We start from the raw sequence: 23992 nt of genomic DNA on the forward strand, positions 1-23992 counted from the left end.
GGCGTGGCTCAGACACCCCTCCGCCGACGGGCCCCCTACGTGCGCGCCACGTTCCGCTCGTACACCAGCCGCAGGCCGATCAGCGTCAGCCAGGGCTCGTGCTCGTCGATCACCGTCGCCTCGGCGAGCACCAGCGGCGCCAGGCCGCCCGTCGCGATGACGGTGACGTCGTCCGGGTCGTCCGCGAGCTCCCGCGCCATCCGGTTGACGACGCCGTCCACCTGGCCCGCGAAGCCGTGGATGATGCCGGACTGCATGGCCTCGACCGTGTTCTTGCCGATCACGCTGCGCGGCCGGGCCAGCTCGATCTTGCGGAGCTGGGCGCCCTTGACGCCCAGCGCCTCGACGGAGATCTCGATGCCCGGCGCGATGACGCCGCCCACGTACTCGCCGCGCACGCTCACCGCGTCGAAGGTGGTGGCCGTGCCGAAGTCGACGACGATGCACGGGCCGTCGTAGAGCTCGACGGCGGCGACCGCGTTGATGATGCGGTCCGCGCCGACCTCCTTGGGGTTGTCCATGAGGATGGGCACGCCGGTCTTGACGCCGGGCTCGACCAGGACGGCCGGGACGTCGCCGTAGTAGCGGCGGGTCACCTCGCGCATCTCGTGCAGCACCGAGGGGACCGTCGAACAGATGGCGATGCCCTCGATGCCGTCGCCCAGGTCGTCCCCGAGCAGCGGGTGGCGGCCCATGAGGCCCTGGAAGAGCACGGCGAGCTCGTCGGCGGTGCGCCGGGGGTCGGTGGAGATGCGCCAGTGCTCGACGATCTCGTCCCCGTCGAAGAGGCCGAGGACGGTCTGGGTGTTGCCGACGTCGATGGTGAGCAGCATCAGACGTCCCCCTCCCGCAGGTCCAGGCCGATGTCGAGGACCGGCGAGGAGTGCGTGAGGGCGCCGACGGCCAGGTAGTCCACGCCGGTGGCGGCGTACTCGTGGGCGTTGGCCAGGGTGAGGCGGCCCGAGGACTCCAGCCGGGCGCGGCCGGCGACGAGGGCGACGGCCTCGCGGGTCCGCTCGGGGGTGAAGTTGTCGAGCATGATCAGGTCGGCGCCCTCGGCGAGGACCGGCGGGATCTGCTCCAGGTGGTCGACCTCGACCTCGATGGGCAGGTCCGGGAACCGCTCGCGGACGGCCTTGAACGCCTGGGCGACGCCGCCCGCCGCGATCACGTGGTTGTCCTTGACCAGCGCGGCGTCCGAGAGGGACATCCGGTGGTTGACGCCGCCGCCGCAGCGGACCGCGTACTTCTCCAGGGCGCGCAGCCCGGGCGTGGTCTTGCGGGTGTCGCGGACGGCCGCGCCGGTGCCCTCCAGGGCGTCGGCCCAGGCGCGGGTGGCGGTGGCGATGCCGGAGAGGCGGCAGAGCAGGTTGAGCATGCTGCGCTCGGCGGTGAGCAGGTCGCGGGTGCGGGTGCGGACGGACAGCAGGCGCTCCCCGGCCGCGACGCGGTCACCGTCCTCGACGTGCCGCTCGACCTCGAAGTCGTCGGTGCAGACCACGGAGAGGATCGCCTCGGCGACGCGCAGGCCGGCCACGGTTCCGGCCTCGCGGGCGGTGAAGTCGCCGGTGGCGACGGCGTCCTCGGGGACGGTGGCGACGGAGGTGACGTCCACGCCGCCGTCGAGGTCCTCCTCGACGGCCATGTGCGCGATCTCCTCGACGAGCACCGGGTCCAGCCCGGCGTCCGCGAGCAGCGCCGCGAGGCCGCTGTCGAGCCCGCACTCGTAGGCCGCTCCCTCACCGCAGGCGCAGTCGCCGCCGCAGCCCGGTTCGTCGGTGAGGGTGGTGAGCCGGTACTGGAGGTTGTCGGGGGTGGTCACGCGGTGCTCCTCGGTGCGGAAGGCGGGGAAGCCGGGGGGAAGGCAGTCGTCTCCGTGGTGGAGACCGCAAGCGTACGGTCCGGGCGGAGGGTGACGAGGAGGTGGCGGCGCCACCCCTCGTCGTCCCGGTCGGGGCGGTCCTCGCGCCAGTGGCTGCCGCGGGTCTCCTCGCGGCGGAGCGCGGCGGCGACCAGGACGCGGGCCACGAGGAGGAGGTTGGTGGCCTCCCACGCCTCGGTGCCGGGCTCGGCGCTCTTGCCGTCGGTGTGCGCCGCGCTCCGCACGGCGTCGAGCCGGCCGGCCGCCTCGGTGAGGCTGTCGGCGGACCGGAGGACCCCGGCCCCCCTGGCCATGACGCGCTGGATCGTGTGGCGGTCCTCGGGGGCGACGAGGGGGTCGCCCGGTCCGTCCGCCGGCACGGGCTCGCCCGGGGCCGCCGGGTCGGCCACGACGGCCGCCGCGATCCGCTCGGCGAAGACCAGGCCCTCCAGCAGCGAGTTGGACGCCAGCCGGTTGGCGCCGTGCACGCCGGTGCAGGCGACCTCGCCGCACGCGTACAGGCCGGGGACGGTCGTCCGGCCGTGCAGGTCGGTGCGGACGCCGCCGGAGGCGTAGTGCGCGGCCGGGGCGACCGGGACGGGCTCGGTCACCGGGTCGATGCCGTGCGCCCGGCAGGCCGCCAGGATGGTCGGGAAGCGCTCGGCCCACATGGTGGCGCCGAAGTGCCGGGCGTCCAGGTACATGTGCTCGGCGCCGGTCTCCTGCATACGGCGCGTGATCGCCTTGGCGACGATGTCGCGCGGCGCCAGCTCGGCGAGCTCGTGCTGCCCCAGCATGAAGCGGGTGCCGTCGGCGTCCACCAGGTGGGCGCCCTCGCCGCGCACCGCCTCGGAGACCAGCGGCTGCTGGCCCTCGGCGTCCGGGCCGAGCCAGAGCACGGTGGGGTGGAACTGGACGAACTCCAGGTCGGAGACCTCGGCGCCGGCGCGCAGCGCCAGGGCGACGCCGTCGCCGGTGGAGACGGCGGGGTTGGTGGTCGCGGAGAACACCTGGCCCATGCCGCCGGTGGCGAGGACCACGGAGCAGGCCCGGACGGCGCCGACGCCGTCGTGCTGGCCCTCGCCCATGACGTGCAGGGAGACGCCGGCGGCCCGGCCGTCGGCGTCCTTGAGGAGGTCGAGGACGAGGGCGTGCTCGATGATCCGGACGTCCGCGGCCCGGACCGCCTCGACCAGCGCGCGCGATATCTCGGCGCCGGTCGCGTCGCCGCCGGCGTGGGCGATGCGGCGGCGGTGGTGGCCGCCCTCGCGGGTCAGCAGGACCTCGCCGGTGGCGGCGTCGGTGTCGAAGCGGGCGCCGGTGGCGATCAGCCGGCGGACGGCGTCGGGGCCCTCGGTGACGAGGGTGCGGACGGCCTCCTCGTCGCACAGGCCGACGCCGGCGACGAGGGTGTCGGCCAGGTGCTGCGCGGGGGTGTCGCCCTCGCCCAGGGCCGCCGCGATACCGCCCTGGGCCCAGCGGGTGGAGCCGTCGTCCAGGCGCGCCTTGGTGACGACGGCGACCCGTACGCCGGCGGCGGCGCAGCGCAGCGCGACGGTGAGGCCGGCGACGCCGGAGCCGATCACGACGACGTCGGCGTCGACGGACCAGCCGGGGCGCGGAGCCGTGAGTCGTATGCCGGTCATGACCGTTCCCCCGGGGTGAAGTCGAGCACGATGTTGTCGATGAGACGGGTGGTGCCCACCCGGGCGGCGACCGCGAGGACCGCCTGGCCCGTGTGACCGGTGGACACCTCGGTGAAGTCCGCCGGGTCGACCAGGGCCAGGTAGTCGAGGACGACGGGCGGTTCGAGGGTCGCCGCGCCGTCCAGGACCGCGTGGGCGGCCTCGCGGACGGCGGACGGGCCGTCGCCCGCAGCGTCCTCCGCGGCGCGCAGGGCGCGCGGGAGGGCCAGGGCGGAGGCCCGGTCGGCGGCCGAGAGGTACCGGTTGCGACTGGAGAGGGCCAGGTGGTCGTCCTCGCGGACGGTCGGGACGCCGACTATCTCCACCGGGAAGTTCAGGTCCCGGACCATGCGCCGGATCAGCGCCAGCTGCTGGGCGTCCTTCTGGCCGAAGAGGGCGACGTCCGGCCGGCTGAGGTGCAGCAGTTTGGCCACGACCGTCAGCATGCCGTCGAAGTGACCGGGCCGGTGGGCACCTTCGAGGCGGCCGCCCATGGGACCGGCGCTGATCCGTACCTCGGGCTCGCCGCCCGGGTAGACCTCGGCGACGGAGGGGGCGAAGACGGCGTCCGCGCCCGACCCCTCCGCCAGCGCGACGTCGGCGTCGAGGGTGCGCGGGTAGCGGTCCAGGTCCTCGTCCGCGCCGAACTGCAGCGGGTTGACGAAGACGGTGACGACGACCTGGCCGTCCGGCCCGACGAGGCGGCGGGCCTCGCGGACCAGGGTGGCGTGGCCCTCGTGGAGGGCGCCCATGGTCATCACGACGGCGCGGCGGCCCGGCCCGGTGCGCGGGAGGGCGTGCAGCTCCCCGGTGTCCCGTACGAGCTGGATGGTCACTGGTCTCCTCCGTCCGCGCGGCCGGTGCCGGTCGCTCCGCCCGCTCCGTCCACCCCGTTCGCTCCGTCCGCGAGGACGCCGAGCAGGTCTTCCGCCAGTTCCGCCTTGAGCAGGCCGTACGCGAGGGCGCGGTCGGCGGTCGTCCTGGCCATCGCCAGGTACCCGGCGACGGCCTGGGGGGCGTGCGTGCGCAGCTCCGCGATGTGGGCGGCGACGGTGCCGGCGTCGCCGCGGGCCACCGGGCCGGTGAGCGCGGCGTCACCGCTGCGCAGCGCGTTGTCGAGGGCTGCGCCGAGCAGCGGGCCCAGCATCCGGGCCGGGTTGCCGACGCCGGCCGTGCCCAGCAGTTCCATGGCCTGGGCGAGGAGGGTGACCAGGTGGTTCGCGCCGATGGCCAGCGCCGCGTGGTAGAGCGGCCGGGCGGCCTCGTCGATCCACTCCGGTTCGCCGCCCATCTCGATCACCAGCGCCTCGGCGGCGAGCCGCAGTTCCTCGGGCGCGGTGACGCCGAAGGAGCAGCCGGCCAGCCGCTGGACGTCCACCGAGGTGCCGGTGAAGGTCATGGCGGGGTGCAGGGCGAGCGGCAGGGCTCCGGCCCTGGTCGCGGGGTCGAGCACGGCGGCGCCGTGCCGGCCCGAGGTGTGCACGAGCAGCTGCCCGGTCCTTACGGCGCCGGTCTCGGCCAGGCCCGCGACGAGCCCCGGCAGGACGTCGTCGGGGACGGTGAGCAGGACCAGCTCGGCCCGGGCCAGCACCTCGGCCGGCGGGACGACCGGGACGCCCGGCAGGATCTCCGCCGCGCGGCGCAGCGAGGCGTCGGAGACGCCCGAGACGGCGACGGGCCGGTGCCCGGCGAGCTGGAGCGACGCGGCGAGGGCCGGGCCCACGCGGCCCGCGCCGACGACGCCGACCGTCAGGCGGGCGGGCCGGTCCTGCGGGCTCGGCCGGTCGGGGGTTGGTTGTGCGTTCACGCGGCGGGGTGCCTTCCGTTCCAGTCCGCGGGGGTACCGGACGATTCCGCTGCCATGCTACGCGCTCCGTGTGCGCCACAAGGGGGACGGAGGGAGTGATGCCTGCCCCTCCGTGGAGGCCCCCGGGCCGGCCTCAGCACCCCGCCTTCTGCCGTCCTCGCTCCGCCCCTGCCGCCGGGCGCACCGGCGTCTCCGCGGGGCGCCGGAACCAGCGCCGCCACCGGCCCCGCCGCCGTACCGCGCGTCCGTCCACCACCGCCAGGAAATCCCGCCACGTACGGAACTCCCGGACGGCCTGCCAGTCGTGGGTGCCGGGCGCCGGCGGGGCGGGAGTCCCCTGCTGAGCGGCGCGGAAGGTGTCGAGCATGTACTGCTGCATCGCGTCCATGTCCCCACCGTGCGCCGCGCCCGCACCGCCGTGCGCGTCGATTGACGAGGTACGTCAATTGATCATGCCCGGGGCGCGAGGAGGCTCAGAATGAGTCATATGAGCGTGACGATCGACATCACGGGCCTGCCGCCCGAGCGGGTCCTCTTCGCGGTGTCGCCCCTGGCGGAGCTGGGCCACGCGCTGCACGTGCTGACCGAGCCCAAGCACCACCCGGGACTGAACGGCTGGGTGACCTCGACGGCCGCCGGGCTGAAGCCGGACCTCGCGGACCGGCTCTGCGACGCCGACTTCCTGTGGACCTCCGTCATGTCCGACATCTTCCTGCCCTTCGCCGCCCTGCCGGAGGTGTCCGGCCGGCCGGGGGCCACGCTCGCCGAGGACCTGGACCTCCTCGACCGGCTCGACGACGAGCAGTTCGTCTCGGCCGCGCTGGAGGTCTCCTGCTCCAACTACTACGCCCCCGGCACCGCCTCGCCGCTGGACAACCCCGCCTCCCGCGCGGCCGCCCTGGACCGTGCGTCGGCCCGCGGCCCCCGCCAGCTGCAGTTCGCCCTCCGCGTACTGGACGACCCGGAGGGCGTCCGGGCCTGGCTGCGCCGCCTGTTCGAGGACTGCGAGCAGGCGTTCTTCGGCGACGTCTGGCGCCGGGTGGGCGTCCAGCTCGCGGCCGACGTCCGGCACAAGTCGGAGGTGCTGCGCCGCAAGGGGCTGCGGGACGCGCTGGCCGAGGTGTCGCCGGCGGTGACGCTGGACGAGGACGGCGCCCGCGTCACTGTGGACAAGCTCAACTCCGGCCGCGCCACGGCGGTCGACCCGGCGGCCGGACCCGGCGTCACCCTCGTCCCGTCGTCCCTGGGCTGGCCGCACCTGCTGGTGCTGTCCGCTCCGCGCTGGCGGCCGGTGATCCACTACCCGGTGGGGGCACCGGAGGTCGCGAACCCCGCCTCGCTGGACGTGCTCAAGCTCCGTATGGAGGCCCTGGCCCATCCCATGCGGCTGCGGATGTGCAAGTGGCTGGCGCGCAGCGCGTGCACCACCGGCGAGCTGGCCGCCGAGCACAACATCAGCGCACCGGAGGCGTCCCGGCACATCGGGGTGCTGAAGAAGGCGGGACTCCTCACGACGCGGCGGCGGGGGCGGTACGTGCTGCACCAGCTGGACCTGACGGTGGTGGCGCGGCTGGGGAGCGACTTCCTGGAGGGAGTGCTGCGGTAGCTCGCTCGCAGGCAAGGGAGTTGAGGGGCGAAAACCCGTTGGCCCGGCGGGGTACGCGCCCCTACCGTCCGCTCCATGACCCTGGAGCCGCACATCTCACCGGTCCGTGTCGGGGCGGGCGCCGTCGCGGTCGTCCACCGCCCCAAGGTCAAGCTGCTGCCGGCCTTGAAGACCGCGGGCGTGACACACCTGGTCACCCTGCTGTCCAAGCGCGAGGGCGCCCTCACCATGAGATCGGCGGCCCGAGCGGCGGGGCTGGAGTGGATCTGGGTCCAGCTCGCCAACGGTCAACGGCCCCCGCCGCGGCAGCACCACGAGATCGTCACGGCCTTGACGACCCTGGCCCCTCTCGTCCGCGACGGAGCCACCGCGGTCGTCCACTGCTCCGCCGGCATCCACCGGACCGGCATGTTCACCTACGCGCTGCTGCGCGCCTGCGACCTCGACGCACCCGAGGCGCTGTCCGCCCTGACCCGCATGCGCGCCGCCACCGCCGAGGGCGTCGGCGGGCAACGCCTCGCCTGGGCCGAGGAATTGGCAGCGGCGGCCCGCCACCGGCTGGGCCGGCCCTGAAGGGCTGGTACCCGACCCGGAACGTCTGCCCCGTCAGCCTCCCTGCGGCCGTCGGGCGCGCGGGCCGCGCTGGGGCTGGCCGTCGCGGGCGCGGCGACGGCCGGGGCGCACGCGGCGGCGCAGCGGCTCCTGCCGCCCCGCGCCCGGTGAACCCCCGCCCGGGGCACGGCGGCCGCGACTACACCGCCCCGCCCCCGGCCCGCACCAGGCCGCTCTCGTAGGCCATCACGACCACCTGCACCCGGTCCCGCAGGCCGAGCTTGGTCAGGATCCGGCCCACGTGCGTCTTGACCGTCGCCTCCGACAGCACCAGCCGCGCCGCGATCTCCCCGTTCGACAGCCCCTGTGCGACCAGCAGCATCACCTCGCGCTCGCGGCCGGTCAGCCGTTCGATCTCGCCGCCGGCGGGCTCCCCGCCGGAGCCCGGCAGCATGGGGGTGAACCGGTCCAGCAGGCGCCGGGTGGTGCTGGGCGCCACTACCGCGTCACCGCTGTGCACGGAACGGATCGCGCCCAGCAGTTCGGCCGGGGGCACGTCCTTGAGCATGAAGCCGCTGGCCCCGACCTTGAGCGCCGAGAACGCGTACTCGTCGAGGTCGAAGGTGGTCAGGATCAGCACCTTCGGCGCGCCCTCGCCCTGGGCGCAGATGCGGCGGGTGGCCTCCACGCCGTCCATCCGCGGCATGCGGACGTCCATCAGCACCACGTCCACCTTCGTGGCGGCCAGCACCTCCAGCGCCTCCGCGCCGTCACCGGCCTCGGCGACGACCTCCATGTCGGGCTGGGCGGCCAGCACCATGCGGAATCCGGTGCGCAGCAGCACCTGGTCGTCGACGAGCATCACGCGGATCGCCATGCGGGGGTCCCTTTCCAATGATCAAGTTTGGGTCGAAAGCGCTGGTCAGCGTCCCGGCTTAGCGGGCAGGAGCACACTGATCCGGAATCCTCCGCCGGGACGCGGCCCCGCGTCCAGCGTGCCCCCGACCATGCCTACGCGCTCGCGCATCCCGATGAGGCCGTGCCCCATGCCGTCCGCGCCGCCGGTCTCGTACAGCTCGTGCTGCGCGCCCCGGCCGTCGTCCTCGACGAGCAGCCCGAGCCCGTCGTCGAAGTAGGTGAGCCGGACACTCGCGCCGACGTCGGGCCCGCCGTGCTTGCGGGTGTTGGTCAGCGCCTCCTGCACGATGCGGTACGCGGTCAGCTCCACGCCGCTGGGCAGCGGCCGGGCGCTGCCCTCGACCCGGTAGACCACCGGCAGCCCCGCGCCGCGCACCTGCTCGACGAGCTCCTCGATCTGCTCCACGTCGGGCTGCGGCACATACTCCCCGCCCGGCTCGGAGCCCTCCTCGGTGCGCAGCACGCCCAGCAGGCGGCGCATCTCGGCGAGGGCCTGGCGGCCGGTGCCGGAGATGGTCTCCAGCGCCTGCTTGGCCTGCTCGGGGGAGGAGTCGAGGACGTACGCGGCGCCGTCGGCCTGCACGACCATGACCGAGACGTTGTGCGCGACGACGTCGTGCAGCTCGCGGGCGATACGGGCCCGCTCGGCGGTCACCGCCATCTTCGCCTGCTGCTCGCGCTCCTTCTCCAGCCGTTCGGCGCGCTCCTCCAGCTGGTCCCAGTAGGCGCGGCGGGTCCGCATCCGGTCGCCGAGGACCCAGGAGAGGAGGAAGGGGAACGCCGCGAAGGCGAGACCGAACAGCTGATGGCTGAGCGAGTCGCCCGAGGTGTCGGGCCAGCGCCAGAAGTACAGGACGGGCGCCGCGAGGCAGCCGCCCAGCGCCACCCGGGAGGCCCAGCGGCGGGTACCGGACGCCACCGTGTAGACGATCACGAGCATGGGGACGTCGTAGATGTTGGGCTCGACGTCGAAGGCGAGTTGCGCCAGCCCGCCGAAGATCGCCAGGAGGAGCATCTTCTCGGGCATCCGGCGCCGCAGCGCCAGCACCGTGCACATGAGCAGCACGACGGCGACGACGGCGACCTGGTGGGCCGGGCCCCGCACCGGCTCTTCGGTCATGGTCAGGGCGCACAGCCCCAGCAGCAACACGGCCCAGAAGCTGTCCACACCTGTGGGGTGTCTGCGGAGGAATTCGTAGAGGCGGTGCACGTCACCCAGCGTAGGCACGTCGCCCCGGTGCCGGGGTCCCTCCGGCGATCGATCCCGGCCCGCCTCGCCTACTCCCCAAGGTGGAGGGATGGGAGCCACCGGAGGCGCATAGCGTGTGTATATGACATCCGGGACGCGCACCTGGCGGGCGGCGGCGGAAGCCGCCCTGTACGGACCCCACGGCTTCTACCGGCGCCCAGAGGGGCCCGCCGGCCACTTCCGCACCTCCGTGCACGCCTCTCCCCTGTACGCCGGGGCGGTCACCGAGCTCCTGCGGAGGGTCGACCTCGCCCTCGGGTCGCCGGAGGAGCTCGCCTTCGTCGACGTGGGCGCCGGCCGCGGCGAGTTGACCCGCGGGGTGCTGGCGCAGTGCCCGCCGGACCTGGCCGGGCGGCTGCGCCCGTACGCCGTGGAACGCGCCGACCGCCCGGCCGGCCTCGACGAGCGCGTCATCTGGCGGGAAGCGCCACCCGAAGGGGTGACCGGTCTCCTCTTCGCCAACGAGTGGCTGGACAACGTCCCGGTGGACGTCGTCGAGACGGACGGCGGCGGGACCCCGCGCCAGGTGCTCGTCCAGGAGGACGGCGAGGAGCTGCCCGGCGACCCGGTCACCGGCCCGGACGCGGACTGGCTGGCCCGCTGGTGGCCGCTGGAGGGCGCGCCCCCGGGCAGCCGCGCCGAGATCGGCCGGACGCGGGACGAGGCGTGGTCCCGGGCGGTCGGCACCCTGCGGGCCGGGCTGGCCGTGGCCGTCGACTACGCGCACGAGCGCGCCACCCGCCCGCCCTTCGGCACCCTGACGGGCTACCGGGAGGGCCGCGAGGTCCGCCCGGTGCCGGACGGCACCTGCGACATCACCGCCCACGTCGCCCTCGACTCCTGCGCAGGACCCGGCTCCACCCTGCTCAGCCAGCGCGCCGCCCTCCGGGCCCTGGGCGTGGACGGCCGCCGCCCGCCGCTCTCCCTGGCCTCCTCCGACCCGGCCGCCTACGTCCGGGCCCTGGGCGCGGCCGGCGAGGCGGGCGAGCTCACCTCACCGGGCGGCATGGGCGGCTTCCGCTGGCTGCTCCAGCCGGTGGGTCCGGAGTGCGCGCACCTGCTGTCGGAGGACACGAGCGCGCGACCGTCCTCCCCCGGCTGAGAAACTGTTCCCATGACGGAGACGACAGTCGGCATCGGCGGCGCCGCGGAGAGCACCGACATGGTGCTCAACATCGGCCCTCAGCACCCCTCCACCCACGGGGTGCTGCGGCTGCGCCTCGTCCTCGACGGCGAGCGCGTCCGCAGCGCCGAGCCGGTGATCGGTTATATGCACCGCGGCGCGGAGAAGCTCTTCGAGGCCCGCGACTACCGCCAGATCGTCATGCTCGCCAACCGCCACGACTGGCTGTCCGCCTTCTCCAACGAGCTCGGCGTCGTCATGGCCGTCGAGCGCATGCTGGGCATGGAGGTGCCCGAGCGCGCGGTGTGGGCCCGCACCCTGCTCGCCGAGCTGAACCGGATCCTCAACCACCTGATGTTCCTCGGCTCCTACCCGCTGGAGCTCGGCGGCATCACGCCCGTCTTCCACGCCTTCCGCGAGCGCGAGGTGCTCCAGGCGGTGATGGAGGAGGTCTCGGGCGGCCGGATGCACTACATGTTCAACCGCGTCGGCGGCCTCAAGGAGGACCTGCCCGCCGGCTGGCTCGGCCGCGCCCGGCAGGCGGTGGCCGACGTCCGCTCCCGCATGGACGTCCACGACCGCCTCGTCCTCGGCAACGAGATCTTCCGCGGCCGGACGCGCGGCATCGGCGTCCTGTCCCGCGAGGCCGTCCACGCCTACGGCGTCAGCGGCCCCATCGCCCGCGCCTCCGGCGTCGACTTCGACCTGCGCCGTGACGAGCCCTACCTCGCCTACGGCGAGCTCGCCGACGTCCTCGAGGTCGTCACCCGCCAGGAGGGCGACTGCCTCGCCCGCTTCGAGTGCCTCCTCGACCAGACCCACAACTCCCTGGCCCTCGCCGACGCCTGCCTCGACCGCCTCGCCACCCTCCCCCCCGGCCCCGTCAACCAACGCCTCCCCAAGGTCCTCAAGGCCCCCGAAGGCGCCACCTACGCCTGGACCGAGAACCCCCTCGGCCTCAACGGCTACTACCTCGTCTCCAAGGGCGAGAAGACGCCCTACCGGCTGAAGCTGCGGTCCGCGTCCTTCAACAACATCCAGGCGCTGGTGGAGCTGCTGCCGGGGACGCTGGTGGCGGACATGGTGGCGATTCTGGGGTCGTTGTTCTTTGTGGTGGGGGACATCGACAAGTGAGGCGGTCCCCGCACCCCCGAGCGCGCCTGCGGCGCGCGTCCTCAAACTCCCCCAGAGGGGGCACCCCCAACGGGCTGAATAGCCCGTCCGGCGTTTGAGGACAACCGCGCGGAGCGCGGTTTCAGGGGGCGCGGGGCCCTCCCCGCAGAAACGGTGAAAGGGAGGGACCGGGGCACCCCTCCCCAGAGCACTCAGATCGCGTCCCGCAGCTCCGCTACATCGATCTGCTCCGTCTCGTCATGAGCCGTCAGATCAATGACAGCCAGCGCCTCCTCGCCCACCACATCAGCAAGATCCTGCCCCTCCACAGCCGCCTTCGCCGCGGCAGCGGCCTGCTTCGCACCATGCTGCGTCCCGAAGAAGTCAAACCCCCCGGTAGTCCGCTTCACAGGCGGAGAAGGCCGCCGCACCGGCATGGCAGGCCGGGCATCCGCCACCGGCGCGGGAACCACAGGACGCGCCTCACGCACGGCAACAGCCGCCTCCGGACGCACCTCCGGCTCGCGATTCTCCACGGCCTCCACGGCCTCCACGGCCTCCACGGCCTCCGTGGCCTCCGTGGCCTCCGCCGTCATGCTCTCAACAGGCTCGAACACAGCCGGCGCCAACGCCGCAGGCTCAGGAACAACCGGCGCCGCCGCCCACGCGGCAGCCGCAGCCGGCACCACGGGCGCATCGGACGCCGCGGGAACGGCCGGGGTCTCCACGGCCGAGGACTCCTCAGCCGAGGCGCGCTGCTCAGCCGAGGCCCGCTCCCCCGCCTCCCGCTGCGCGGCACCGTTCCGCTCAAGATCCCGCAGAGCGTCCGCCGCCCGGCGGAACGCGGTCGCGCCGACCCGTCCCTCAGCACGGGCCTGCACCACCGAGCGGGCGTGCATGGCGGACTCCAGCGCCCGGGCCGCCTTGGGCACCCCGGCCTTCTCACTCTTCTCGTCGCGCTCGGCGAGCGCGGCAAGCTCCGCGAGCTCGCCGCGCGACGTCTCCAGCAGACGCCGCCCCTCCAGCGCACTGGCCCGCTCGGTCTCGGCGGTGGCGTAGCGGCGCAGCAGGTCGGCGTGTTCGGTGCGGAGCCGCGCCAGCTCGGCGCGCTTGCCGCGGAGCTTGATCTCCAGCCGGGCGCGGGCCTGGCGGGTGTCCTCCAGGTCCGTCTCCAGCTCGGCGAGGCGCTCGTCGGTCTTCCACTCGTCGCGCACGCGGGCGGCGGTGAGCTGGGCCACCCGCTTGCCCGCCGACCGGTCCCAACGGCGCATCAGCACCGAGCCGACGACGGCCGCCGCGGCGGCACCCGCGGCGAGCCCGCGTATGACAAGTGATTCGTCCACCGTCCAGGCCCCGGCCGCGCAGGCGACTGATGTCGCGGCGATCAGCGAAGAGGGAAGAAGCCGGTGCAGGGATGTGGAATGGCGGTGGCGTCCTCGTGGCATGGCCAGAAACTTACCGTGCGTTGCGGCGAAAGTGTGACTCCACCACCAAACCGTTCCCTTGATCTTACTTCTTCCCTACCGACCCCTACTTGCTCAGCAGACGCTTGTCCTTGAGGTACTGCGCGGCCACATCCGCCGGCTTGAGCCGCTCGGCGTCCACCTTCTTGTTGAGTTCGGTGAGATCTTCCGTGGTCAACACCTTGTTGAGTTTGGCGAGCGCATCCACGACCTGCTGCGAACCCGCCTTCCGCGCATTCACCACCGGCAGCACGTTGTCGGAGTTCTGCAGCTTCTTGTCGTCCTTGAGCACGACGAGACCGAACTGTTCCAGCGTGGCGTCCGTGGTCGTGGTGAGGACCATCTGGTCCTTGCCGTTCCTGACCGCCTGCTTGGCCTGGGTGCTGCCGACCTCCAACGGGTCTATGCCCGTGACGCGGATGCCGTAGGTCTTCTCCAGACCCGGCTTGCAGAAGGGCCGCTGGGTGCACTCGTCACCGGCCGCCAGCTTGACCGGCTCCTTCGACGCACCCAGGTCCGAAAGCGTCTTGAGCTGGTGTTTCTTCGCGAACTCCGCCGAGACGGCGAAGGCGTTCTGGTCCACGGCGCGGCCGGCGTCGAGCACCTTCAGTCCCCGCGGTTCGGCGAGTTTCCGCAGGGCCTTCAGCGTGGTGTCCGGGTCGGCGGAGGCGACCTGGGGGGCGTCCTTCCCGTTCTGCTTCTTGTTCAGGAATTCCGCGAGCGTCGCCGCATACTCGGGGACGACATCGATCTGCCCCTTCTCCAGTGCCGGTTCATACAGCTCACGCGCGTCCACGGTCTTGATCGACGTGGAATATCCGGCGTCCTTCAACAGGCCCGCGTATATTTCCGCGAGCACCTTCGACTCGGTGAACGAGGCGGACCCGATCACCAGCGATCCGCGGCCCGACGCACTGGCCCCGCCGTCGCCGTCTCCGGACTTCTCCAGGCTGTCACCGCCGCACGCGGCCAGGCCCACCGTCAGGGCGGCGGCTCCTGCCGCCGCGAACGCGGCGCGGACTGCCCGCGCGCGGCGCGGGGTGGTGCTGGTCATGCGGCACTCCATCCATGTCGTCGGACGTCCGGCTCCCACCGGTCCGGCGGCGCGGACGTCCTCGGGTATGACGTTGCATCAACTGACGATGCGTCAACTACACATCTGCCGTGGGCATTCACGACCCGGCTCAGGCGGCGCTGCCCGCGGCGGGAAGCGCCTCGGCGGGCGCGTCGGGTATCCGTCCGGCCCGGGCCCTGCGGCGCCGCTGCCGGCTCATCCAGCGCTCCAGCGCCACGAACGCCCCCTCCACCACGAGCGCGAGCGCGGCGACCAGCAGGGCCCCGGCCACCACCTGCGGGGTGTCGGTGAGCCGGAAGCCCGCCGTGATGATCCGGCCCAGCCCGCCGCCGCCGACCATCGCGGCGATGGAGACGGTGGCCACGACCTGCACGGCGGCGGACCGCACGCCGGTCATCACCAGCGGCATGGCCAGCGGGAGTTCGACCCGGCCGATGACCTGGCGGCCCGACATCCCCATGCCGCGCGCGGCCTCGACGACGTCGCGGTCCACCTCCCGCATGCCCACGTAGGCGTTGGTCAGCAGCGGGGGTATCGCGAAGAGCACGAGGGCGATGACGGTGGGCCATGAGTCGTACGTACCCAGCGGGCCCAGGGTCAGCAGGACCAGTACCGCGAAGGTGGGCACCGCGCGCCCCGCGTTGGACAGGTTGACGGCCAGCGCGCCGCCCCGGCCGGTGTGGCCGAGCACGATCGCGAGGGGCAGGGCGATGGCGCAGGAGAGGACCAGGCAGACCACGGTCAGCTGGAGGTGCTCGGCGAGCCGGTGCCACACCCCGTCCGCCCCGGACCAGTGCGATCCGGTGGAGAGCCAGGTCCAGGTCCTGGAGACGACGTCCATCAGGCCACCGCCCTCTTCCGTTCCTCACGCACCGCGCGCGTCCGCCTCGCCCCCCGCTGCCGCCGCGCCCCGCGGGTCCAGGGCGTCAGCAGGCGCTGGAGCCCCAGCAGCAGCACGTCAGCCACCACGGCCAGCAGCACGCACAGCACCGACGCCGTGAGGACCTGGGCCTTGAAGATGCTGTGCAGGCCCTCGTAGATCAGATTGCCCAGGCCTCCGTAGCCCGTGAGCGCGCCGACGGTGGTCAGCGAGACCGTCGACACGGTGGCGATCCGCACGCCCGCCATCACCGCGGGCAGGGCGAGCGGCAGCTCCACCCCGAACAGCAGCCGCACCGGCCCGTAGCCCATGCCGCGCGCGGCCTCCCGGGCCTCCTCCGGCACGGCGGCCAGCCCGGCCAGGATGTTCCGCACGAGGATCGTCAGCGAGTACAGCACCAGGCCGGTGACCACGACGGCCGCCGAGAGCCCGAAGACCGGCACGAGCAGCGAGAACATCGCCAGGGACGGGATCGTGTAGAGCACCGTGGTCAGCCCGAGCACCGGGCCCGCGACACCCCGCCAGCGGCGCGCGGCCAGCGCCAGCGGGAACGCGATGATCAGCCCTATGCCGACGGACGCCAGCGTGATGCCGATGTGCTGAACGGTCGCGTCGACCAGTTCATGGCTCCGCGTCCGCACATACTCGCCACAGATCCAGTCGTTGTCGATCAGGCAATTGCCGCCCTGCCCCGCCATGCGCGCTCACCTCCCCCTTGGCCTTCACCGACGGTTACTGGCGACCCTAACGCCCACCACTGACAATCGCCTGTGGGCCGTCGCACAGCCGGGGCGCCAGGACGTCACGACAGCGGAGGATGTGGCAACAATGGGGGGCGTGATCCGATTCGAGCACGTCACCAAGCGCTACGCCGATGGCACGACCGCCGTGGACGACCTGTCCTTCGAAGTGGCGGAGGGCGAGCTGGTCACGCTCGTCGGGCCGTCCGGCTGCGGCAAGACCACCACGATGAAGATGGTGAACCGGCTGATCGAGCCGACCGAGGGCCGGATCCTGCTGGACGGGCAGGACATCGCGGAGACGGACCCGGTCGCCCTGCGGCGGCGCATCGGCTATGTGATCCAGCAGGTCGGGCTGTTCCCGCACAAGACCGTCCTCGAGAACACCGCGACCGTCCCGCACCTGCTGGGCTGGCAGCGGAAGAAGGCCCGCGACCGCGCGGCCGAGCTGCTGGAACTCGTCGGCCTCGACCCCGCCCTGCACGGCGACCGCTACCCCGACCAGCTCTCCGGCGGTCAGCGCCAGCGCGTCGGCGTCGCCCGGGCCCTCGCCGCCGACCCGCCGGTCCTGCTGATGGACGAACCGTTCGGAGCGGTCGACCCGGTCGTCCGTGAGCGCCTGCAGAACGAATTCCTGCGACTTCAGTCACAGGTGCGCAAGACCGTGCTCTTCGTCACCCATGACATCGAGGAAGCCGTCCGCCTCGGCGACCGCATCGCGGTCTACGGCCATGGCCGCATCGAACAGTTGGACGCGCCCTCGGCGGTGCTCGGCGCCCCCGCCACCCCGTACGTCGCCGATTTCGTCGGCGCCGACCGGGGCCTGAAGCGGCTCTCCGTCACCCCGATCGAACGCGGCGACCTCGAACAGCCCCCCGTCGTCCATCTGGACGACCCGGTGGGAACGGCCACCAGCCGGCTCGCCAGGGAAGGCGCGGACTGGGCCGTCGTCCTGGACGACGGCGAGAAGCTGCACGGCTGGGTGGCGGCGGACGCGATCCTCCACGCGACCGACGGGACCGTGCGGGACCACGCCCGGCGCATGGACGCGTGGCTGCCCGTGGGGGCGCCGCTGAAGCAGGCGTTCAGCACGATGCTGCAGCACGACGCGGGGTGGATCGCGGTGCTCGACGGCGACGGCTCCGACCACTTCCTCGGCGTCCTCACCCCCGCGGGTCTGCACGAGGCGCTGAGGCGGTCGATCGGGGCGGACGCGCAGGGGGCGGAGCGGGCCGACATCGACCTGCGGACGGTGTCGCGGCGGTGAGCTACGGGACGCGGCGGCGGTGACCACGGAGCGGACCGGGCGGGCCGGATGCGGCTCGCCCCGCCTCCCGTCACCCCCGCCAACACCGGACGGCCCGTTCGGCCATCCGGTACAAAAAGCCCTGTCCGCCGGCGGAGCGGCAGCGCCCTACGCCGGCTTCCCCTCGCCCGGCCCCTCGTCCTCGTCCTCCGGCAGCTTGCACACCCGCTCCATGAAGAACGCGGCGGCCACCACGCACGCCCCGGCCAGCACCGAGGCCCCCGCGTAGATCGTCTGCTCCCGCCGGGCGTCGGTCTCCATGCCGTCCAGCAGCAGGAAGACACCGACCCCGCCGTACGCGCCGGACACCAGCGCCGCCACCAGGGCGCTCGCCTGGCCGAAGACCACGGCACGGGCCGCCAGCAGCGGGTCGACGCCCTTGGCTCCGGGGCGCCGCTCGCGCTGGGCGCGGAGCCGGGCGCGGAGCGAGATCGCCGTCGCGAAGAGGACGACGGCGATGACGGCCAGCACGATCGGCGCCGCGACCGGCACGCTCGGCAGCGTGCCGAAGGCGTCCCAGAGCCGGGCACCCGCCCAGGACAGCACCCCGGCCGCGAAGAACAGGCCGAGCAGCACCCCGATCCGAAGTTGCTTCACCGAGCCGTCAGCCCCTCGTCGTCGTCATCCGTACGTATCTCGCCCAACGGCTACTCGGGCAGCCTGAGTTCCAGGTCCACCCGCGGCCGCACGCCCTCACGGACGATCCCGGCCAGCAGGTCGGCGACCGGTCCGCGTCCCGGAACAACGGCCTCCGGGTCCACGTCGTACCACGGAACCAGCACGAAGGCACGCTCGTGCGCGCGCGGATGCGGCAGCGTCAGCAGCGGATCGTCGGAGATCACGTCCTGATAGGTGACGATGTCCACGTCGATCGTCCGCGGCCCCCAGCGCTCGTCGCGCACGCGCTCGAACGCCTCCTCGATGGCGTGGCCGCGCTCCAGCAGGGAGGCCGGCGGCAGCGTGGTCTTCACCAGCACCACCGCGTTGAAGTACGTCGGCTGGGAGCCGGGGTCGACGCCCCAGGGCTCCGTCTCGTAGACCGGGGAGACCGCCTTCACCCGCAGGCCGGGCGTGTCCTCCAGGGCGTCGATGGCGCCCTGGAGCGTCTCCAGGCGGTTGCCCAGGTTGCTGCCGAGCGACAGCACGGCCCACTGGGGGTTGCTCAGGGTCACATCGGCCGCGTCCACCTGCTCCACCACGGAGGCGGGCACCGGCTGCACGGTCGGGTCGCTGCTGCTCATACTCGGCTCCGGGTAATCGTGATCGTCACATCGTCGAAGGGCACGGTGATCGGGGCGTCCGGCTTGTGCACGACCACCTCGACCTCCTGCACGGCGTCGTGCTTCAGGCACTGCTCGGCGATCCGCTCGGCAAGGGTCTCGATGAGGTCGACGGGCTCGCCCTGCACGATGCCGACGGCCTCCTCGGCCACGATGCCGTAGTGCACGGTCTTCGTGAGGTCGTCGTCGGCCGCGGCGGGCCGGGTGTCCAGGCCCAGCACGAGATCCACGACGAAGGTCTGGCCTTCTTCGCGTTCTCGGGGGAAGACCCCATGGTGCCCGCGAGCCTTCAGGCCGCGCAGCGCGACACGGTCCACACGAATCACTCCTGCTGGTCGTCGGTGACGGGTACCTCCCGCGCCCTCGCGGCCACGGGGGGAGGGACCTCCGGCGGCGGCCGGTACGTCACCCGTCCCCGGCCTTCGACCGGGATACCCAACGTCGAATCTACCTGCGAGCACCGACAGCGTCCGGCCACGGGTGCCCCGGCCCGGGAACGGCTGTGATGCAGGTCACCGGCGTCCGCCGCGTTCCCCGGCCGGCGTATGAGCACCCATACCCGCCGAGGAAGCACCTCGAACGAGTGGCCACAGATCCATCACACTGACGCAGGGCGGTGACGCCCCGAGCGCCCGTCCTCAGCCCCCCGAGCGCCCGTCCTCAGCCCCGCCCGCCCGTCCTCGGCCCTGCGCACCCGTGCTCAGCCCAGCGGCCCGACCGGCCCCGGCCCGCCGTCCAGGTCCTCCGGGCCCTCCTCGTGCTCCCCGTACTCCTCGTCCTCCCGGCCCGCCAGCACCGGCGAGCCGTGGTGGGACCACACCTTCCACTCCGATCCCGCCCGGCGGAACACATTGGTCGCCACGACCAACTGCCCGACCAGGGGGCCCAGCTCGCCCTCCGCCTCCGCCGGCGCCCCGCTGAGGATGTTCTCGGTGCAGGTCACCAGGGCCGTGTCACCACCCACCGACACCTCGACGTCGGTCAGGAAGAACTGGATGTAGTCGGTGCTCGCCATGATCAGCGCGTACGAGCGGAGCACCTCGCCCCGGCCGCGCAGCACCGGCCAGCCGGGGTGCACGCACGACACCTCGGTACCGGGGTCGTCCAGCCACATCCGCTGCAGCGCCTCGGTGTCGCCGCGCTCCACGGCCTCGTAGAGCGCCGTGTTGGCGAGCTCGACCCGCTCGGCGTCCGTCCGCGCCGAGCTCACACCGCCCCCTCGGGGGCTCCGGCCCGGGCGACGGCGCTCACGACGCGGACCGCGTCCGCGCTCGCGCCCACCTCGTGCACCCGCACCGCCCACGCGCCCTCGCGCGCCGCCAGCACCGAGACGGCGGCCGTGGCCGCGTCCCGTTCCCTGGCCGGCGGCGGGGCGCCGTCGGGCGCGGCCAGCACCCGGCCGAGGAAGCGCTTGCGGGACGCGGCGACCAGCAGCGGGAGCTCCAGCTCCGCCCGCAGCCGGTCCAGCCGGGCGACCAGGGCCAGGTCGTGCCCGGCGTTCTTGGCGAAGCCCAGACCGGGGTCGATCACCAGCCGGTCCGGCTCGATCCCGCCCGCGACCACGGCGTCCACCCGCTGCCGCAGCTCGCCGATCACCTCGCCGACCACGTCGTCGTAGACCGCCCGGCTGTTCATGTCCTCGCTGAAGCCGCGCCAGTGCATCACCACGAACGGCACCCGGGCCTGTGCCACCATCGGCACCATCGCCGGGTCGGCGAGCCCGCCGCTCACGTCGTTGACCATCCCCGCACCGGCCTCCAGGGCCGCCTCCGCGACCGAGGCGCGCATCGTGTCCACCGAGACCACGACGCCCTCCCCGGCCAGCTCGCGGACGACCGGGACCACCCGGCGCCGCTCCTCGGCCTCGTCCACCCGCAGGGCCCCCGGCCGGGTGGACTCGCCGCCCACGTCGACCAGGTCGGCGCCGCCGGCGACGAGGTCCAGACCCCGCTTGACGGCCTCATCGGTGTCGAACCACCGACCGCCGTCCGAGAACGAATCGGGCGTCACATTGACCACGCCCATCACCGCACAGCGGTCCCACTGCGGCAGGCCGACGGGCCCGATACGACCGTGCAAGGTACTCATGCCCACCAGCGTAGGCCGTGGGCCCGGGACGCCGACGACCGGCCGACACGGCGAAAGCCCTCCCCGGAAACGGTTCCGGGAAGGGCTTTCCGCAGTGCCGGGCGGGGCTCACGCGGCGCGCGTGACCTCCGTCTGCTCCACCGCCGCGTCGTCGTCGACGAAGCTCGGCTTGGGCGGCGCAGGGCGGCGGCGCAGCAGCCGCGGCAGTTCCAGGAAGCCCTCCGCCTGCATCATCGCGAAGCCGATGCGCGGCAGGTCACGGCTGTTCGGGAAGACGATGAAGCGCGGCTCCCAGCGCGGCCGGAACTTCTCGTTGAACTTGTACAGCGACTCGATCTGGAACCAGCGCGACAGGAAGACCAGCACCCCGCGCTGGATACGGACCACCGGTCCCGCGCCCAGCTTGCTGCCGCGCTCCAGGGCCGAACGGAAGAACGCGAAGTTCAGCGACAGGCGCTTGATCTTCAGGTCGGGCGCCGCCTGGAGGAAGGCGACGATCAGCAGCTCGTTCATGCCCGGGTCGGCGCTGCGGTCGCGGCGCATGAGCTCCAGCGAGCTGCCGTCCTTGCCCCACGGCACGTAGTGCTGCATGGCCTTGAGGTCGCCGAACGGGGCCGTCTCGCCCTCCTCCGGGTCCTTGTGGGCGGTGGCGATGATGGCGTCCAGGTCCTTCGGGTCGCCGATGCGGCCCAGCGCCATGGAGAAGCCGCGCTCCTCCTCGGTGTCGCGCCAGGCGTTGGCGGCCTTCTGGACGACCGCGAGCTCCTCGGGGTCCAGGTCGCCGACGCGACGCACCTTGGTGGTGTAGCCGTTGCGCTCGATGCGCTTGACCATCTGGCGGACGTTGCGCATGGCCCGGCCGCTGAGGCTGAAGTCGGCGACCTCGACGATGGCCTCGTCGCCCATCTCCAGGGCGTCCAGGCCGGTCTCGCGGGTCCAGACCTCACCGCCGGTCTCGCTGCACCCGTTGACGGCGGGGGTCCAGGAGTGGCGCTTGGCGAGCTCCATGAACTTCTCGATGGCGCCGGGCCACGCCTCGACGTCACCGATGGGGTCGCCGCTGGCCAGCATCACACCGGAGACCACGCGGTAGGAGACGGCGGCCTTGCCGGACGGGGAGAAGACGACGCTCTTGTCGCGGCGGAGCGCGAAGTGGCCCAGCGAGTCGCGGTCGCCGTGCTTGGCGAGCAGCTCGCGCAGCCGGTCCTCGTCCTCCTCGGTGAGGACGGCCGCCGGGTACTCCGGCCGGAAGGCGAGGAACGCCGTGGTGGCGACGGTCAGCAGGCCGAGGGCGCCGAGGGAGTAGCCGACGATGTAGTCGACGCCGCCGGTGTAGCGGATCGAGCCCTCGAAGCCGAACAGACCCCAGAGGACGTGCTCCATCTGCTCCAGCACCGGCGGGTCGCCGACCATCTGGTCCGGGTGCGAGCCGACGATCACCCAGCCGAGGGCGAAGCTGGCCCCGCCCATGAGGATGAAGTTGGCCACCGCCTTCCACCGGCTGCGCGGGTCGGGCAGCGCGGTGAACGCGTTCCGGTGCCGCACCAGGTAGGCGAAGAGCAGCAGCGAGAAGATCGCGCCGGGGATGGAGTGGCGGTAGATCAGGTGCGCGGCGGCACCGACCGGCAGCACGACGACGGCGGCCCACCAGGCACGTGACTTCGCGCGCTTGAGGCCGTGGGCGAGCATCAGCAGCAGGATGCCGACGACGATGGAGGCGGCGGCGGCCAGCTGGGTGACGGCGCCGGGCAGTACCTCGGCCAGCGTGTGGATCCGGCTGAAGCGGAACCGTGGGATGACGCCGGCCGCGATGTCCATCAGGCCGATGACCGCCGCGACCGTGCCCACGACGGCGGGAACACGCTCCGGCCGGGGTCCCTTGGCCATGCGCGCAAGCACCGACAGCCACTTCGGACCCGAAGGAACCCCATCGGACCTTTTGCCATCTTCCCTGACAGACATCTCTTCCCGTCGTCCATGTCGAGTGGGCATACGGCATCTGGCCGTACCGCTCCGGACAATGTGCGCCCTGTAGGACGACGGTTTCGGGGCGGAGGTTCCGCCGGCGGCGGGCCCGGATAGAAGTAACCATTCCGCGACCCGGCCGCCGGGTCGCTCGGCAGAAAGCACCTCATGGGTCTCACCAGCAAAACAGTTCTGCTGCTGGCCGCCGTGCTGGCGGTAGTGCTGTTCGCACTGACCGTCTGGCTCTGGCCGCGGCTCGGCAAGCGGAGCGTGGGCTCCATTCTGGGCCGGATCGGCATGCTGCTCGTCACCCAGCTCTCCCTGTTCGCCGCGATCGGTCTCTACGCGAACTTCTCCTTCGGTTTCTACGCCTCCTGGGCCGACCTCTTCGGCCAGGAGCAGGACCAGGGTGTCGTCGTGGACCACAGCGCGGCCGACCGGCGGATCCAGGTCGTCGGGACCCAGCAGGTGAACGTCGCCCGTGCCTCGGTGCCGCGGGTCGCCGGCCGGATCGAGAAGGTGAACATCCAGGGGCCCGAGTCGAGGATCGCCAGCCCGGCCTACGTCTATCTGCCGCCGGAGTACTTCCAGCCCGAGTTCGCCAAGCGCACCTTTCCGGCCTCCGTCGTGCTGACCGGCTACCCGGGCACCGCCGAGGCGCTGATCAAGGGCCTGCACTACCCGCAGACGGCGCACAAACTGGCCAAGGAAAAGAAGATGCAGCCCACCATCCTGGTGATGATGCGGCCGACCGTCGCCCCGCCCCGGGACACGGAGTGCATGGATATACCCGACGGCCCCCAGACCGAGACCTTCTTCACCAAGGACCTGCGCAAGGCGCTGTCGCAGCAGTACCGGATCGGCGACAAGGCCGCCAACTGGGGCATGATCGGCGACTCGACCGGCGGCTACTGCGCGCTCAAGCTCGCCATGCGCCACCCGGAGGCGTACGGCGCCGCCGCCTCGCTCTCCGGCTACTACAAGGCCCCGCAGGACCCGACGACCGGTTCCCTCTTCGGCGGCAGCAAGAAGCTGGAGCAGGAGAACAACCTGATCTGGCGGCTGAAGCACAAGCCGCTGCCCAAGATCTCGATGCTGGTCACCACCAGCAAGCAGGGCGAGCACAACTACAAGGACACGATGAAGTTCATCGACCTCGCCGCCAAGCACCCCACCCGGGTCTCCTCGATGGTCCTGGAGAGCGGCGGTCACAACTTCAACACCTGGCGCCGTGAGATCCCCGGCACCCTGCAGTGGATGGGCAGCCGCCTCAGCGCCTGA

At 72.8% G+C, this 23992-nt stretch carries 24 protein-coding genes; 6 read left to right on the top strand and 18 right to left on the bottom strand.

From position 1 onward, the window contains the following. Positions 1-35: 35 nt before the first annotated feature. The 6 genes from HN013_RS14135 to HN013_RS14160 all read right to left on the bottom strand — a co-directional run bounded on the left by HN013_RS14135 (position 36) and on the right by HN013_RS14160 (position 5741). Positions 36-833, bottom strand: coding sequence for a type III pantothenate kinase (locus tag HN013_RS14135; protein WP_171166476.1), 798 nt, complete (start codon positions 831-833; stop codon positions 36-38). Further along, a complete protein-coding gene (nadC, locus tag HN013_RS14140) occupies positions 833-1822 on the bottom strand; it encodes a carboxylating nicotinate-nucleotide diphosphorylase (protein WP_171166477.1) in 990 nt (329 codons plus the stop codon). Before nadC ends, HN013_RS14135 begins: the two co-directional genes overlap by 1 nt. Then, positions 1819-3507, bottom strand: coding sequence for an L-aspartate oxidase (locus tag HN013_RS14145; RefSeq protein ID WP_171166478.1), 1689 nt, complete (start codon positions 3505-3507; stop codon positions 1819-1821). The genes nadC and HN013_RS14145 overlap by 4 nt, the downstream gene beginning before the upstream one ends. Continuing rightward, positions 3504-4382, bottom strand: a complete 879-nt coding sequence (panC, locus tag HN013_RS14150; protein WP_171166479.1) for a pantoate--beta-alanine ligase — start codon at positions 4380-4382, stop codon at positions 3504-3506. The genes HN013_RS14145 and panC overlap by 4 nt, the downstream gene beginning before the upstream one ends. Further along, positions 4379-5353: a Rossmann-like and DUF2520 domain-containing protein gene (locus HN013_RS14155; protein ID WP_171166480.1), complete on the bottom strand. Its 975-nt coding sequence runs from the start codon at positions 5351-5353 to the stop codon at positions 4379-4381. Before HN013_RS14155 ends, panC begins: the two co-directional genes overlap by 4 nt. Before the next feature lie 133 nt (positions 5354-5486). After that, on the bottom strand, positions 5487-5741 hold the full coding sequence (locus HN013_RS14160; protein WP_171166481.1) for a hypothetical protein: 255 nt from the start codon (positions 5739-5741) through the stop codon (positions 5487-5489). 99 nt (positions 5742-5840) lie between these two features. Here HN013_RS14160 and HN013_RS14165 point away from each other — a divergent pair, with 99 nt between their 5' ends. Both HN013_RS14165 and HN013_RS14170 read left to right on the top strand, forming a co-directional pair. Then, the gene (locus HN013_RS14165; RefSeq protein WP_171166482.1) at positions 5841-6959 is read left to right on the top strand and encodes a DUF5937 family protein; all 1119 of its coding nucleotides are present in this window, start codon (positions 5841-5843) and stop codon (positions 6957-6959) included. A 75-nt stretch (positions 6960-7034) separates the two neighbouring features. After that, positions 7035-7532: a tyrosine-protein phosphatase gene (locus tag HN013_RS14170; RefSeq protein WP_171166483.1), complete on the top strand. Its 498-nt coding sequence runs from the start codon at positions 7035-7037 to the stop codon at positions 7530-7532. 178 nt (positions 7533-7710) lie between these two features. Here the strand turns inward: HN013_RS14170 and HN013_RS14175 are convergent, their stop codons facing one another. Both HN013_RS14175 and HN013_RS14180 read right to left on the bottom strand, forming a co-directional pair. Next, on the bottom strand, positions 7711-8388 hold the full coding sequence (locus HN013_RS14175; RefSeq protein WP_171166484.1) for a response regulator transcription factor: 678 nt from the start codon (positions 8386-8388) through the stop codon (positions 7711-7713). Between the two features lie 45 nt (positions 8389-8433). Next, positions 8434-9639: a sensor histidine kinase gene (locus HN013_RS14180; protein WP_171166485.1), complete on the bottom strand. Its 1206-nt coding sequence runs from the start codon at positions 9637-9639 to the stop codon at positions 8434-8436. A gap of 121 nt (positions 9640-9760) precedes the next feature. Here HN013_RS14180 and HN013_RS14185 point away from each other — a divergent pair, with 121 nt between their 5' ends. Beyond that, positions 9761-10780: an SAM-dependent methyltransferase gene (locus HN013_RS14185; RefSeq protein ID WP_171166486.1), complete on the top strand. Its 1020-nt coding sequence runs from the start codon at positions 9761-9763 to the stop codon at positions 10778-10780. 12 nt (positions 10781-10792) lie between these two features. Continuing rightward, entirely contained in the window at positions 10793-11935 is a 1143-nt protein-coding gene (locus HN013_RS14190) for an NADH-quinone oxidoreductase subunit D (protein ID WP_171166487.1), read from the top strand. Positions 11936-12126: 191 nt separating this feature from the next. On the opposite strand, the gene HN013_RS14195 is transcribed toward HN013_RS14190, so the two are convergent. The 4 genes from HN013_RS14195 to HN013_RS14210 form a co-directional block, all read right to left on the bottom strand. Further along, a complete protein-coding gene (locus HN013_RS14195; RefSeq protein WP_171166488.1) occupies positions 12127-13257 on the bottom strand; it encodes a hypothetical protein in 1131 nt (376 codons plus the stop codon). 187 nt (positions 13258-13444) lie between these two features. Further along, on the bottom strand, positions 13445-14431 hold the full coding sequence (locus HN013_RS14200) for an ABC transporter substrate-binding protein (RefSeq protein WP_171166489.1): 987 nt from the start codon (positions 14429-14431) through the stop codon (positions 13445-13447). A gap of 130 nt (positions 14432-14561) precedes the next feature. Further along, positions 14562-15293 carry an ABC transporter permease gene (locus HN013_RS14205; RefSeq protein ID WP_171166490.1) on the bottom strand — a complete coding sequence of 244 codons (732 nt, stop codon included), beginning with the start codon at positions 15291-15293 and terminating at the stop codon, positions 14562-14564. Then, on the bottom strand, positions 15293-16030 hold the full coding sequence (locus HN013_RS14210) for an ABC transporter permease (protein ID WP_171166491.1): 738 nt from the start codon (positions 16028-16030) through the stop codon (positions 15293-15295). Before HN013_RS14210 ends, HN013_RS14205 begins: the two co-directional genes overlap by 1 nt. A 139-nt stretch (positions 16031-16169) precedes the next feature. Here HN013_RS14210 and HN013_RS14215 point away from each other — a divergent pair, with 139 nt between their 5' ends. Then, the gene (locus HN013_RS14215; protein WP_171166492.1) at positions 16170-17339 is read left to right on the top strand and encodes an ABC transporter ATP-binding protein; all 1170 of its coding nucleotides are present in this window, start codon (positions 16170-16172) and stop codon (positions 17337-17339) included. Between the two features lie 147 nt (positions 17340-17486). Here HN013_RS14215 and HN013_RS14220 read toward each other — a convergent pair whose 3' ends face one another. The 6 genes from HN013_RS14220 to HN013_RS14245 form a co-directional block, all read right to left on the bottom strand. Then, entirely contained in the window at positions 17487-17975 is a 489-nt protein-coding gene (locus tag HN013_RS14220) for a DUF3180 domain-containing protein (RefSeq protein WP_171166493.1), read from the bottom strand. Between the two features lie 50 nt (positions 17976-18025). After that, complete coding sequence (gene folK / locus HN013_RS14225; RefSeq protein ID WP_171166494.1) at positions 18026-18619, bottom strand: 2-amino-4-hydroxy-6-hydroxymethyldihydropteridine diphosphokinase; 594 nt, start codon at positions 18617-18619, stop codon at positions 18026-18028. After that, positions 18616-18984, bottom strand: coding sequence for a dihydroneopterin aldolase (gene folB, locus HN013_RS14230; RefSeq protein ID WP_171166495.1), 369 nt, complete (start codon positions 18982-18984; stop codon positions 18616-18618). Before folB ends, folK begins: the two co-directional genes overlap by 4 nt. Positions 18985-19358: 374 nt before the next feature. Further along, positions 19359-19868 carry a nuclear transport factor 2 family protein gene (locus HN013_RS14235; RefSeq protein WP_171166496.1) on the bottom strand — a complete coding sequence of 170 codons (510 nt, stop codon included), beginning with the start codon at positions 19866-19868 and terminating at the stop codon, positions 19359-19361. Beyond that, complete coding sequence (gene folP / locus HN013_RS14240) at positions 19865-20746, bottom strand: dihydropteroate synthase (RefSeq protein ID WP_171166497.1); 882 nt, start codon at positions 20744-20746, stop codon at positions 19865-19867. Before folP ends, HN013_RS14235 begins: the two co-directional genes overlap by 4 nt. Positions 20747-20854: 108 nt before the next feature. Beyond that, positions 20855-22708, bottom strand: coding sequence for a phosphatidylglycerol lysyltransferase domain-containing protein (locus HN013_RS14245; RefSeq protein ID WP_171166498.1), 1854 nt, complete (start codon positions 22706-22708; stop codon positions 20855-20857). A gap of 171 nt (positions 22709-22879) precedes the next feature. Between HN013_RS14245 and HN013_RS14250 the strand changes: the two genes are divergently transcribed. After that, positions 22880-23992 (top strand): esterase family protein, encoded by a 1113-nt coding sequence (locus tag HN013_RS14250; RefSeq protein ID WP_171166499.1) that lies wholly within the window; start codon positions 22880-22882, stop codon positions 23990-23992.

The sequence above is a fragment of the Streptomyces sp. I05A-00742 genome (genome assembly GCF_013055795.1).
Lineage (GTDB): Bacteria > Actinomycetota > Actinomycetes > Streptomycetales > Streptomycetaceae > Streptomyces.